The organism is Gordonia crocea, from assembly GCF_009932435.1.
Taxonomy (GTDB): Bacteria; Actinomycetota; Actinomycetes; order Mycobacteriales; family Mycobacteriaceae; genus Gordonia; species Gordonia crocea.
In genome coordinates, this window is record NZ_BJOU01000001.1 from 1652104 (window position 1) to 1665359 (window position 13256).

Here is a 13256-nt window from a genome sequence, read left to right on the forward strand (position 1 = left end):
CATGGGAGGCAATGTGAGTGCGCTACGACAAGAAGCCGACGACCGGATACTGCGGGAGTGGGATCCCGAGGACACCGCCCAATGGGAGGGCGGTGGATCCAGGATCGCCCGACGGAATCTGATCTGGTCGGTGGCGGCCGAACACGTCGGGTTCTCGGTGTGGTCGCTGTGGTCGGTGATGGTGCTGTTCATGCCGACCGACGTGTACGGCTTGTCGACCGGTGACAAGTTCCTCATCGGCGCGACCGCGACGCTGGTCGGAGCGCTGTTGCGGTTCCCGTACACGATGGCCACCACCCGCTTCGGCGGGCGGAACTGGACCATCTTCTCCGCGTTCGTCCTGTTGATCCCGGTCAGCGCCACCATCTGGATCCTGGCCAATCCCGGTATGCCGCTGTGGGTTTACCTGGCCTGTGCCGCGCTCACCGGTCTCGGCGGCGGTAACTTCGCCTCCTCGATGACCAACATCAACGCCTTTTACCCGCAGCGACTCAAGGGATGGGCACTGGGCCTCAACGCCGGCGGCGGAAACCTCGGCGTCCCCGCGGTGCAGCTCATCGGCCTGCTGGCGGTGGCCTGGATCGGCGACGCCGCCCCGTACTGGGTGTGTGCGGTCTACCTCGTCTTGCTGACCATCGCCGGTATCGGCGCCGCGTTGCAGATGGACAACCTGACCATTCCCGGGGTCGACCTGACCGCGATGAAGCGCGCGGTCGCCAACCGCAACACGTGGATCATCGCCGCGCTCTACATCGGCACCTTCGGCTCGTTCATCGGCTACTCCTTCGCCTTCGGGCAGGTACTCGTCGGGCACTTCCGCGACGGCGGCGCCACCCCGGCCGATGCGGCCCTGCAGGCCGCGCAGATCGCCTTCATCGGTCCGCTGCTCGGCTCGATCAGCCGCGTCTACGGCGGCAAGCTGGCCGACCGGATCGGCGGCAGCCGGGTGACCCTGTGGGTGTTCCTCGGCATGATGGCCGCGGCGACCCTGCTGATCGTCGGCAGCGGATCGCTGGCCGTGTGCATCGCCGGGTTCATCGTCCTGTTCATCCTGTCCGGGGCGGGCAACGGCTCGGTCTACAAGATGATCCCGTCGGTGTTCGACGCCGCGGCGCAGTCGAAGGGCTTCGACAACCCGGCCGACCGCGCCGACTACTCGCGCGCCCTCACCGGCGCTGTGATCGGCATCGCCGGTGCCGTCGGCGGTTTGGGCGGCGTGGGCATCAACCTGGTGCTGCGGCAGTCGTACCTGACCTCCGGGTCGGCGACCTCGGCGTTCATCGTCTTCGGCGTCTTCTACGTCGTCGCCGCGGTGATCACCTGGGCGGTCTACGTCCGCGTGCCGCACGACGCCGCGCAGGCGCCGCAGGTCGACACGTCGGCACCGGTGTCTGAGAGACTGGGGTAATGATTGCGGAGGCGACCACCTCGAACACCGGGCTGAGCGGGTTCACGGTTGCCCTCACCGCGGCCCGCCGCGTCGACGAGTTCGCCGTGCTCCTGCAGCGGCGGGGTGCGCGGACAGTCGGCGCCCCGGCGATGGCCATCGTCCCCCTCGCCGACGACCAGTCGCTGCGCGCGGCGACCGACGACGTCCTGGCCGCTACTCCCGACATCCTGATCGCCACCACCGGGATCGGATTCCGCGGGTGGGTCGAAGCCGCCGAGGAGTGGGGTGTCGCGTCGGCGCTCATGGACCGGCTGGCGGGGGCGCGGGTGTTGTCGCGCGGCCCCAAGGCCACCGGTGCGCTGCGGGCGGCCGGATTGCGCGAGGAATGGTCGCCCGAATCCGAGTCGACCGCCGAACTGCTGGAGCATCTGCCCGAGGATCTGTCCGGTCAACGGGTCGTGATCCAGTTGCACGGGGCCACCGACGACTGGGATCCCAATCCCGGATTCCTGGCCGAGCTCCGCCGCCGCGGGGCGACGGTGATCGGTGTACCGGTGTACCGGTGGACGGCGCCGGCCGACCTGGCCCGATTTGATTCGCTGGTCGCCGACATCGCGGCCGCCCGCGTCGACGCGGTGGCCTTCACGTCAGCGCCGGCCGTGGCGGCGATGCTGGCCCGGGCCAAGGAGCGGGGGATCACCGATCAGTTGCTCGCCGCGCTGCGCGGTCCGGTGATCGCGTATTGCGTCGGTCCGGTGACCGCGCGGCCGCTCGTCGACCTGGATGTCCCGGTCGTCGCCCCGGAGCGGATGCGGCTCGGTGCGTTGGCCCGGTTGATCGGGGACGACCTGCCCGGACGGCGGCCGACGCTGTCGGTGGCCGGGCACGAGGTGGGGGTCCGCGCCAACGCCGTCGTCGTCGACGGCGAACTGTGCGACGTGTCCCCGTCGGGATTGGCCCTGATGCACGCGCTGGCCGCGAATCCGGGGGAGGTGGTGGCGCGGACCGACCTGTTGGCGCTGCTGCCGGCGGCCGGCGGGGACTTGCACGCCGTCGAGGTGGCGATCGGGCGGTTGCGCTCGGCACTCGGCGTCCGCGACATCATCGCCACCGTCGTCAAACGGGGTTACCGCCTGGCGCTGGACTAGCGCGGACGCGGTGGCCTAGCACGGACGCGGTGGACCACCGCAGGTCCAGCACTGTTCTCGCCACGCCCGGGCAATAGGATCGGCAGCATGCTTTCCATCCGACCGCGCGAGCGGGTGCTCGCCGGAGTGCTGTCGAGCACCGCCGGGTACCTCGACGCCGTGGGTTTCTTGGACCTCGGTGGATACTTCGTGTCCTTCATGAGCGGGAACACCACGCGGATGTCGGCGGAGGCCACCAATGCCAACCTGATCGGGGCGGGCAAGGCGATCGGCCTGATCGGTCTGTTCTTCGTCGGCTCGTTCCTGGGTGCAGTGGTGGCACGATTCCGGGACGGCCGGACCAGCGTGCTCGTCGTGACCACGCTGCTCGTCGGTGCGGCGCTGGCGGCCTCGCATGCGGGCTGGTTCCCGGTACCGGCGGTGTTGATCGTCGTCGTGGCGATGGGGACGATGAACGCGACCTTCCTGCGGGAGGGGGAAGTGTCGGTCGGCCTGACCTACATGACCGGGGCGGTGGTGAAAGCCGGGCAGCGGCTGGCCGACGCGTTGTTCGGCGGACCCCGGTGGTTGTGGTTCATCCACTTGATCCTGTGGGCCTCGCTCGCCGGCGGTGCACTGCTCGGCGGTTGGGTCTACGGCCTCGTCGGGATTGCCGCGCTGTGGCCGGCGCTGGTGGTGTTGGCCGGTGCCACCGCCGTCACCTGGCTCGTGCGCCGCGCCGAGGCTAACGAGCTAGCGGGCGTGCGAGCTCGACGGCAGCAGTAGCACTGGCGGCACGGTCGCAGGCCAACGCCACCACCGACGGGTGCAGACCGAGCGGATCGCCGACGACGTCGGCGCCGACCTCGTGCATGCGGCGGGCGAACAGCCCGTCGGCGAGCAGGTACGTCGCCACCGCGATCCGCGTCCCGGGACGGGTCTGGGCGCGCAGCCCGGCAACCACCTCGGCGACCGGCGGATAGCCGGAGCCATCGGCGGCCGGCATCACGAAACCGATGCGCACCGGTGCGCCGACGCGCTTGGCCAGCAGGCGTCCCATCGCGGCGACGTCGGCCTGGGCCCGCGGGTCGCGGGAGCCGGCGGCGGCAAGAACGACCGGCTCGCCCGGCATCCACCCGGCGTCGAGCAGTCGGTCGACCATCGCATCGGCGAGCGCGGAATCGGGACCCAGGGCGGGCGCCAACAACGTCGTCCGCTGTGCCTGTCGCAGGTAGGCTGGCAGGTCGGCGCGGACGTGGTAGCCGCTGGCGAGGAAGGCCGGGACCACGGTCACCGGACCGGATTCGCCGATCGAGTCGAGGGCCTCGGCCGGATCGGGGCCGAGGACGTCGACGAACCCGACCCGCACGTCGTCGCGCAGGTGCTCGGACATGGCTGCGGCGAGGTCGCCGATCATCGCCACGCCGTGCGGGTTGCGCGTGCCGTGGGCGACCAGCAGCGTGGTCATGATGCGCTCGACAGCGTTCGGATGAAGCCGTCGGGTCGGTAGCCGAAGCGCACCTCGGGCGAGTTGGCGACGAAGACCGTGCCGTCCAGGCCGATTCGGGTGGCGTACACCGGGATCCGGACGCCCTCGGCGTCGAGGCAGCGGCCGTCGATGAGACTGAAGGCCTGCTTCTTCAACGGGGACTGCACGGTCGGGAAACCGTTGCGGTCGCCGACGATGCCGCGCGACATCACCGCCGCCCGCCCGATCGGGTCGATGTTCCCGATGGCGCGGATGCTGTCATCGGCCAGCCGGAACAGGGCGACCTGGGCGTTGTCGGGCAGCAGCACGGCCACCCCGCGCAACGGCTCGAGCCGGGCCAGGGGGCAGGCCGCGGTCCAATCGCGGGTCCAGCGGTGCAGATCGAAGTTGAGGCTCACTGTGCGCTCCGTTCCGGGGTCGTCGAGGGCATGGCTGGGGTTCCGAGGAGGACCGGGACCTTGCGGCCGTGGTTCTCGGTGAAGGACACGGTCGGGTCCGGGGTGTCCGGGGCGTTGACGAACGACACGAAGCGCGAGAGCTTGTCCGGGTCGTCGAGGACGCCCTTCCACTCGCACTCGTATCCGCCGACGTGGCGGCTCATCGCGGCCTCGAAGTCGGCCGCCAACCCGAGGCTGTCGTCGACGACGACGTCGCGGATGTGGTCGAGTCCGCCGGGGATGCGCTCCATCCATGCGGCGGTGCGCTCCAACCGCTCGGCCGTGCGGATGTAGTACATGAGGTAGCGGTCGATGTAGCGGATCAACGTCTCGGTGTCGAGGTCGCCGGCCAGCAGTTGCGCGTGGCGCGGCGTCATGCCGCCGTTGCCGCTGACGTAGAGGTTCCAGCCGCCGTCGGTGGCGATGACGCCCACGTCCTTGCCGCGGGCCTCGGCGCATTCGCGGGCGCAGCCGGAGACACCCATCTTGATCTTGTGCGGGCTGCGCAGACCGCGGTAGCGCAACTCCAGGTCGATCGCCAGCTGGACCGAGTCCTGCTGGCCGTAGCGGCACCAGTCCGACCCGACACAGCTCTTCACGGTGCGCAGCGACTTGCCGTAGGCCTGACCCGACTCCATCCCGCCGTCGACCAGGCGCCGCCAGATCTCGGGCAGTTGGTCGACGGTGGCGCCGAACATGTCGATGCGCTGGCCGCCGGTGATCTTGGTGTACAACCCGTAGTCGCGGGCGATCTCGCCGATCAGGATGAGGTGCTCGGGGGTGATGTCGCCGCCGGGTACGCGGGGGACCACCGAGTAGGTGCCGTTGCGCTGGATGTTGGCCAGGAAGTGGTCGTTGCTGTCCTGCAGCGATGCCTGCTCGCCGTCGAGGATGTGGTCCGAGCTCGTCGACGCCAGGATCGAGGCGACGGTCGGCTTGCAGATATCGCAACCGGTGCCGGTGCCGAACCGCTCGATGAGTCCGGAGAAGGTCCGGATCCCGCTGGCCTGGACCAGCTCGAAGAGTTCGGAGCGCGACGCCTCGAAGTGCTCGCACAGCGCCTTGCTGACCTCGACGCCGGCCGCGTCGAGAACCTGCGACAGCAGCGGGACGCAGGAGCCGCAGGCGGTGCCGGCGCCGGTGCACTTCTTCAGGTCGGCGACCGTGCAGGCGCCGTTCTCGATGGCGGCGCACAGCGTGCCCTTGCTGACGTCGTTGCACGAGCAGATCTGCGCGTCGTCGCCGAGGGCGCCGACACCCAGGGCCGGCGCGCCGTCGGAGGCCGGCGAGATCAGGCTGACCGGGTCGCCGGGCACGGTCTGGCCCACCAGCGGGCGGAGTAGTCCGTACGAGCTGGCGTCACCGACCAGCACGCCGCCGAGCAGCGTCTTCGCGTCGTCGGAGAGGACGAGCTTGGCGTAGGTCCCCTTGATCGGGTCGCTGACGACGACGCTGAGCGCGCCCTCGGTGGTGCCGTGCGCATCGCCGAAGCTGGCAACGTCGACGCCGAGCAGCTTGAGCTTGGTGGACATGTCTGCGCCGGGGAACTCGGCGTCGCCGCCGAGCAGCCGGTCGGCGACGACCTCGGCGGTGGCGTAACCCGGCCCGACCAGGCCGTAGCAGCGGCCTTCGACCGCGGCGACCTCGCCGATCGCGTAGATGGCCGGGTCCGAGGTGACACCGGCGAGGTCGGTCAGGATTCCGCCGCGCTCGGCGAGATCGAGTCCGGCGGAGCGGCCCAGTTCGTCGCGCGGGCGGACGCCGGCGGCGAAGACGAGCAGGGCCGCGTCGACGACGGTGTCCTCACCGAGCGTGACCCGCAGGCCACCGCCGTCGACGGCCTCGATGTTCGACGTGCCGACCCCCAGCGACACGTCGATTCCGAGCTCGCCCACCATGCGGGCGAGGTGTTCGCCGCCGGCGTCGTCGACCTGCTGCGGCATGAGTCGCGGGTTGTACTCGACGACGTGGGGGCGCAGCCCGAGCTGACGCAGCGCGTTGGCCGCCTCCAAGCCGAGCAGGCCGCCGCCGACGACGATGCCGACGGCGCCGGCGTCGGCGGCCAGGGCGGTCTCCGCGTCGGCGCGGATGGCATCGAGGTCGTCGAGGGTGCGGTAGACGTGGCAGCCGGCGGCCTCGTGGCCGGGAACCGGCGGAACGAAGGCGTAGGAGCCGGTGGCCAGTACCAGCGCGTCATAGGCGATCTCCTGGCCGTCGGCCAGGGATACGGTCTTCGCATCGCGGTCGATACCCGCGACCGGCGCGCCCAGGCGCAGATCGACGAAGTCGTCGCCGGGGTAGTCGTTGCCGGTCAATGCCAGCGCACTGCGGTCCCACTCGCCGACGTAGGAGCTGAGACCCACCCGGTCGTAGGCCGCGTCGGATTCCTCGCCGAGGACGACGACTCGCCAGCTGTTGTCCTGGTCGCGGGTGCGCAGTGCTTCGACGAACCGGTGACCGACCATTCCGTGGCCGATGACGACGACGGTCTGGGGCTGGGCGGCGGATGCCATGTGTTCCTCCTTGGCTGTGTCATCGCCGGGGCGGTGAGGCCCGCGGCGTTGCTGAAATCCAAGGTAAGAACGCGGTGTTGCGCACGTGTTGCCGTGACTGTTGCGCAGCTATGACAAAAATGGCGCTCGTGTTTCGCACACGTTCGCAATCTCTCACCGCCCCAACAGGGGTGCTGTGAGGTTGCGGTCAGATCAGTCGTCGGGCGAGTCCGACGCCGGTCGGCGGCAGCAGGGCCAGCCCCCGGGATCCGGCGAGTGACCGCAGCTCAGCGGTGGAATCCACCGCTCGGCCGACCCATCCGCCGACACCGTCGGGGTCGATCGGGACGGCGCGCCACAGCCGGGGGTGGGCCAGTGCCGTGGCGCCGGTCACCCGGAGGTGCTCCGGCGCGACGGGGGCGGCGGCCACGAGGGCGTCGCGCACCGGCGGTACGCACAGTGCGGCGCCGGTGAGGGCCGCCACCGGATTGCCGCCCAGGCCCACCACGGCCCCGCCGTCGGGCAGCGCGGCGAGCAGCAGTGAACCGCCGGGACGCACCGGCACCCCGTCGAGCAAGATCCGTCCGCCGGCTGCGCTCAGGGCGGTCCGCAGATGGTCGGCGGCCCCGCGCCCGGTCGCACCGATGATGATCACGACGTCGCCGGGTGTGCGGTCGGGGCCCAGGGCGGCCCGCATCGCCGCCGCTGAGTCGGGCAGGTGCGGGCCGGGGGTGACGCGTACGCCGAAGCCGTGCAGTGCGGCGGTCACCGGCAGCGAGGCGGTATCGGCGATCCCCGAACCGGTGTCGGCGCCCACCTCGTCGCCGGAGGTGTGCAGGACGGCGCGCAGCGGCCCGCGCACGCGGATCAGCGGGACGCCGGCGGCCCGCGCGGTGCCGGCCGCGGCGGCATCCACCACCGTCCCGGCGGGGAGCAGGTCGTCGCCGGCCGCCCACGAATCCCCGCGCCGGCGGGTGTCGTCGCGTCCCACGACCTCACTGGTCAGGGTGTTGTCGCCGACGACCACGACTTCCTCGTACCGTATGACGCGCTCGGCCCCGGGCGGCAGGACGGCGCCGGTGGCGATGGGCAGGGCAGAGCCCGGCTCGGTCAGGGCCGGGGCGTCGTGTCCGGCGCGCACCGCGGAACCGACGAGGCGCCACGGCGCCGGCCCCCGCACGGCGTAGCCGTCCATGGCCGAGGTGTCGAAGGCGGGGAACGGTGCGACCGCCCGCAACGGCTCGGCCAGGACGGCGCCGAGGACGTCGGCGTCAGGGGCACGGTCGGCGGGCGCCAGCGGGTCCAGCGCGGCGGCGGCCGCGGTGATCGCCGCGACCGGATCGGCCTGGCGCCTCGCGTCGGCGAGGTCGTCGGGGGTGTCGACGTCGGCGAGGCCGACCAGGGCCAGCGCGGCGGCCTCGGCCGGGATGAGCGACCGCATCGACGCGTCGGCGCCGGTCAGCGCCGCGCGCAACGACCCGGCGCGCCACACCCCGACGAGGTATTGGGGCTGGTCCTCCTCGTCGAGGGCCAGGGCGACCGGGGCGCGCTCCTGGTCGCGATGGTCGGCCAGTGCCTCGATGTGCGCGGCCCGCAGGAAGGGGAGGTCGGCGGCGAGAACGGCGACCGCGCGGTCGTCGGGTAGGTCGCCGAGGGCGGCGAATCCGGCGGCCACCGCAGCCGCGGGTCCGGCGAACGGGGGGTCCTCGCGGACTTGACGCACGTGATCGGGCAGGTCGCGGTCCGGCCCGACGACCACGACGGTTCCGGCATCGGCGACCGCCGCCAGGGCGATGTCGATCAAGCGGCGCCCCCCGACCAGGGAAGCGGGCTTGTCCGCACCCGCCAGGCGCCTGGCCCGGCCACCGGCCAGGATGACCGCGTCGAAGCGCGAAGACACCGTCGGCCGATCCACCCTGCCACCGTACTCACCCGCGGCCGGGTTAGTAGACGTCTCGGACGTAGCGGTGCTCGGCGGCCAACGCGGAGACATAGGAATCGGCCATGTGCGGCGACATGCGGCCCTGCTCGGCGACGATCTGGCGCAGCGCGTCGTCGACGTCGCGCGCCATCTGGTCGGCGTCGCCGCAGACATAGAGGTGGGCACCGCGGCGGATCCAGTCCCACAACTCTTCGGCGTTGGCCCGCATCCGGTCCTGGACGTAGACCTTCTCCTCCTGGTCGCGGGAGAACGCCAGGTCGAGCTTCGTCAGAATCCCCGCGGAGCTCAATTCGACGAGCTCCTCCCGGTAGAGGAAGTCGGTGGATTCGTGTCGGTCGCCGAAGAACAGCCAGTTCTGCCCCTGCGCGCCGACGTGCGCCCGGTCGTGCAGGAACCCGCGGAACGGGGCGATCCCGGTGCCGGGACCGACCATGATCATCGGGGCGTCCCCGTCGCTGGGCGGGCCGAACTTCTTGTTCGGCGCGATGAAGATCCGCACCGAGGTGCCTTCCTCGGCGTCGGCGAGGAAGGTCGAGCACACGCCGTGGCGGAGGGTTTCGCCGCCGAACCGCACGGCCGAGACGGTGATCTCGACCCGGCCGGGATCCGAGCGCGGCGTCGACGAGATGGAGTACAGGCGCGGTGCCAACGGCTTGAGCACACCCAGCCACTCGGCCAGCGGGGCGTTCACCGGGTGGGTGGCCAGCAGGTCGACGGCTTGGCGCCCCCACGACCACGACCGCAGATCGGCGGGGTGGCCGGCCAGGTCGGCGAACCCCTCGTCGGGGTGGTGGGTGTGGAGGAGGCGCAGCAGGTCCGGGGTGATCCGGGTGATGTCGAAGTGCTCGGTGAGCGCCTCGACGAGCGGCCGCTGTGCGCCGCCGACCGTCACCGGCGTATCGGCGTCCAGACCGGTGCGGGCCAGCCACTCCTCGACGACGGCGGGCCGGTTGGTCGGCCACACGCCGAGGGCGTCGCCGGCGCTGTAGGTCAGCGTGCCCTCCGGGATCGCGAAGGCGAACCGCCGGACGTCCTTGTCGGACTCGGCCGCGGTGAGGCGGGTGTTCCCGATCAGCGTCGTGGTGAGCGGGTTCTTGCGCGAGTAGGACACGGCCGGCGGAGTGGCCACCGGCTGGTCGGGGGCGGGTGCCTCGGTTGTCCCGCCGGCCGTCTCACCGGTCGCCTCGGGGGTTTCGTCGGCGGCATCACCGGCGGCGAGAGCGGCGAGCACGGTCTCCTGCCAGGGCGCGGCATGCACCTCGTAGTCGGGCTCACACGAGGCGCGGTCGGCGATCCGGGTCCCGCCGAGGTCGTGCAGGCGGGCGTCGAGTTTGCGCGCGAAGCCGCAGAAGTCGGCATAGGAGGAGTCGCCGAAGCCGAGGACGGAGAAGCGCAGCTCCGACAGCTCGTCGTCCCTCTCCACCTTCGCCAGCGAATCCCACAGCGCCACACCGGAATCCGGTGCGTCACCGTCGCCGGTCGACGCGACGACGAACAGCACGTCGCCGGACAGCGAGTCGACCGACACGCGGTCCGCACTCGCCTCGTCGACGACGAATCCGGCGGCACCCAGCGCGGCGGTCAGTGTCGGGATGTACTCCTCGACGGTTCCGGTTTGGGACGCCCACACCACCCGAACCGTGCGTTGGGTGCTTTCGGGGGCGCCGCCGGCGACGGGCGATCCCGGGGCGATCGGCGTGCCGGTGGTGGCCAGCGGGATCCGCGAGAACACCCCGGCCAGGACGCCGTCGATCCATGCGCGAGACGTGTCCGACAGCGGTGCGTGGGCCGGGACGGTCGGCACGTGCCCGTCGGGCGGGCTGCTGCGGAGTCCGGCGAGCATTCCGGTGAGGTAGGCCCGCTCCGGATCGGACAGGGTGACCGGTTCCGAGCTGGCCAACGGGCCAAATGCCGCTTCGAGAAGACTGGCGGTATCGGACACGGAACCTCCTGGGGAGTGGGGGGTGTCGGCCGGTTCCGCCGGGAGCGGGGCCGGGGTGAGGACGACGGCGCAGGCCTTGAACTCGGGTTGCAGCGAGTCCGGGTCGACGGCGTCGTTGGTCACGGCGTTGATCGCGAGGTCGGCGCCGGCGGTGTCGGCGAAGTGCATCGGGACGAAGCAGGTGCCGACGGTGATGCGATCGGTCACCACCGCGGGTGCGAAAGCGACGCCGCGGCGCGAGCGGATCTCCACGCGGTCGCCGTCGGCGATACCGAGGGGCTCGGCGTCGGCGGGGTTGATCTCGACGAACGTCGACGGGTTGAGCTTCATCAGCTTGGCGACTTTGCGGGTCTTGGTCATGGTGTGCCACTGGTGCGCCAGGCGCCCGGTGGTCAGCGTGAGCGGGAAGTCGTCGTCGGGGAGTTCGGCCGGCGGGAGGTAGGGGCGGGCGAAGAACTTGGCCCGGCGCGACGGGGTGGCGAAGGCCAGGCGCGGGGTGGCGCCGTTCTCGTCGACGAACAGTTCCTGGCTCACGCCGTCGTTGAGGTAGCGGATCGGGTTGCGGTCGGGCGCGCCCGGGGCGGCCGGCCATTGCACCGGTCCGCCGCGCAGCCGCGCGTAGTCGACCCCCCGCAGGTCCCATCCGGTCCGGGGATTGTGGAACCCGGCGATCTCGTCGAAGACGGCGGCGGCGTCGGGGAAGTCGAATCCGTCGGTGAAACCCATCTCCTCGGCGATGCGGCAGATGAGTTTCCAGTCCGGCAGGGCCTCGCCGGGCGCGGTCATCAGCGGGGCGGTGAGGGTCAGGTTGCGCTCGGAGTTGATCATCACGCCCTCCGACTCCGACCACAGCGCGGCGGGCAGCACGACGTCGGCGTAGGCGGCGGTCTCGACCCCGGCGAAGGCGTCCTGGACGACGACGAATTCGGCGTTGGTCAGGCCCTCGATGACCTTGGCGCGGTTGGCCATGGAGGCGACCGGGTTGGTGCAGATCACCCACACCGCCTTGATCCGCCCGTCGGACAGCGACTCGAAGAGATCGACGGTTCCGCCGCCGACATTGGTGTGCAGGGTGCCTTCCGGCACGCCCCAGCGAGCCTCGACCTCGGCGCGATGAGCGGGGTCCAACACGGTGCGCTGGCCCGGCAACCCCGGTCCCATGTAGCCCATTTCGCGGCCGCCCATGGCGTTGGGCTGACCGGTGAGGGAGAAGGGGCCGCTGCCGGTCCGGCAGATCGCCCCCGTGGCCAGGTGGAGGTTGCACAAGGCGTTGGTGTGCCAGGTTCCGTGGATCGACTGGTTGAGGCCCATCGTCCACAGGCTGACCCAGTTCTGCGTGCCCCCGATCCACTCGGCAGCCTGGCGCAGGTCGGCCTCGGCGACGCCGGTGATGGTCGAGACCCGATCGGCCGGGTACTCGGCGAGCAACGGGTCGAGGTCCTCCCAGCCCTCGGTGAACTCGGCGATGAACGACTCATCGACCTGCCCGGCGTCGACGATCAACCGCAGCAGTCCGTTCAGCAGCGCCATGTCGGTGCCCGGTTTCACCGGCAGGTACAAGTCGGCTTTGGCCGCGGTGTTCGTCCGGCGCGGATCGACGACGATGAGCTTGGCGCCTTCTTTGACCCGGTCCATCATCCGCAGGAACAGGATCGGATGGCAGTCGGCCATGTTGGCGCCGATCACCAGGAAGACGTCGGCGTGATCGAGGTCGTCGTAGCTCCCCGGCGGGCCGTCGGCACCGAGCGACTGCTTGTATCCGGTGCCGGCGCTGGCCATGCACAACCGGGAGTTCGACTCGATCAGGTTGGTGCGGAAGTAGCCCTTGCACAGTTTGTTGGAGAGGTATTGGGCCTCGAGGGACATCTGCCCCGAGACGTAAAAGGCCACCGCGTCGTCGCCGTGGCGGGCGCGGATCTCGGTGAATCGCCGGGCGACCTCGCTGATCGCCGCATCCACGTCGACGACGACCTGCTCGTCATCGCGCGAGCTCCGGCGCAGCGCGGTGGTCAGCCGCCCGGGGGCGTTGAGCATGTCTGCGGTGGTGTTGCCCTTGGTGCACAACCGGCCCCGGTTGGCCGGGTGGTTCGGGGTGCCCTTGGCGCTGCCGATCGAGCGCACCGCCCCGTCTTTGGCGGTGAGGGTCAGGCCGCAGCCCACGCCGCAATAACCGCAGACGGTGTCCACGGTTGTCGGCAGGGTGGGGCTCTCCATGCGCCCCATCGTCGAGTTGACCCGTTTCGCGATGGTCGGCCCCGCGTAACGCCAGCGTCAATTGATCCTCACAAGGTAACAATCTGGAATGTGAGGTTGCTGGTCCGATACAGTCATCATGCGCCTCCGTAGCTCAGTTGGATAGAGCAGTTCACTTCTAATGATCTGGTCGCGGGTTCGATTCCTGCCGGGGGCACTGTTACATCCTTGCCGGCCTCCGGCC

At 70.9% G+C, this 13256-nt stretch carries 8 protein-coding genes and 1 tRNA gene; 4 read left to right on the top strand and 5 right to left on the bottom strand.

The features are described 5' to 3' along the window. Position 1 precedes the first annotated feature (1 nt). The 3 genes from nbrcactino_RS07795 to nbrcactino_RS07805 all read left to right on the top strand — a co-directional run bounded on the left by nbrcactino_RS07795 (position 2) and on the right by nbrcactino_RS07805 (position 3303). Positions 2-1408 (top strand): nitrate/nitrite transporter, encoded by a 1407-nt coding sequence (locus nbrcactino_RS07795; RefSeq protein ID WP_161926836.1) that lies wholly within the window; start codon positions 2-4, stop codon positions 1406-1408. Further along, the gene (locus nbrcactino_RS07800; protein ID WP_161926837.1) at positions 1408-2538 is read left to right on the top strand and encodes a uroporphyrinogen-III synthase; all 1131 of its coding nucleotides are present in this window, start codon (positions 1408-1410) and stop codon (positions 2536-2538) included. Before nbrcactino_RS07795 ends, nbrcactino_RS07800 begins: the two co-directional genes overlap by 1 nt. A gap of 87 nt (positions 2539-2625) precedes the next feature. Then, positions 2626-3303 (top strand): YoaK family protein, encoded by a 678-nt coding sequence (locus nbrcactino_RS07805; RefSeq protein ID WP_161926838.1) that lies wholly within the window; start codon positions 2626-2628, stop codon positions 3301-3303. Here nbrcactino_RS07805 and nbrcactino_RS07810 read toward each other — a convergent pair. From nbrcactino_RS07810 to nbrcactino_RS07830, 5 genes are all read right to left on the bottom strand, one after another. Next, positions 3263-3985 carry a sirohydrochlorin chelatase gene (locus tag nbrcactino_RS07810; RefSeq protein WP_161926839.1) on the bottom strand — a complete coding sequence of 241 codons (723 nt, stop codon included), beginning with the start codon at positions 3983-3985 and terminating at the stop codon, positions 3263-3265. The two genes, nbrcactino_RS07805 and nbrcactino_RS07810, sit on opposite strands and share 41 nt — an antisense overlap. Further along, complete coding sequence (gene nirD / locus nbrcactino_RS07815; RefSeq protein ID WP_161926840.1) at positions 3982-4404, bottom strand: nitrite reductase small subunit NirD; 423 nt, start codon at positions 4402-4404, stop codon at positions 3982-3984. The genes nbrcactino_RS07810 and nirD overlap by 4 nt, the downstream gene beginning before the upstream one ends. Further along, positions 4401-6956, bottom strand: a complete 2556-nt coding sequence (gene nirB / locus nbrcactino_RS07820; protein ID WP_161926841.1) for a nitrite reductase large subunit NirB — start codon at positions 6954-6956, stop codon at positions 4401-4403. Before nirB ends, nirD begins: the two co-directional genes overlap by 4 nt. Positions 6957-7143: 187 nt before the next feature. Beyond that, positions 7144-8850, bottom strand: coding sequence for an NTP transferase domain-containing protein (locus tag nbrcactino_RS07825; protein ID WP_161926842.1), 1707 nt, complete (start codon positions 8848-8850; stop codon positions 7144-7146). A 28-nt stretch (positions 8851-8878) separates the two neighbouring features. Then, positions 8879-13033, bottom strand: a complete 4155-nt coding sequence (locus nbrcactino_RS07830; protein WP_161926843.1) for a bifunctional nitrate reductase/sulfite reductase flavoprotein subunit alpha — start codon at positions 13031-13033, stop codon at positions 8879-8881. 122 nt (positions 13034-13155) lie between these two features. Here nbrcactino_RS07830 and nbrcactino_RS07835 point away from each other — a divergent pair. Further along, positions 13156-13229, top strand: a tRNA-Arg gene (locus nbrcactino_RS07835). The last annotated feature ends 27 nt before the right edge of the window (positions 13230-13256 follow it).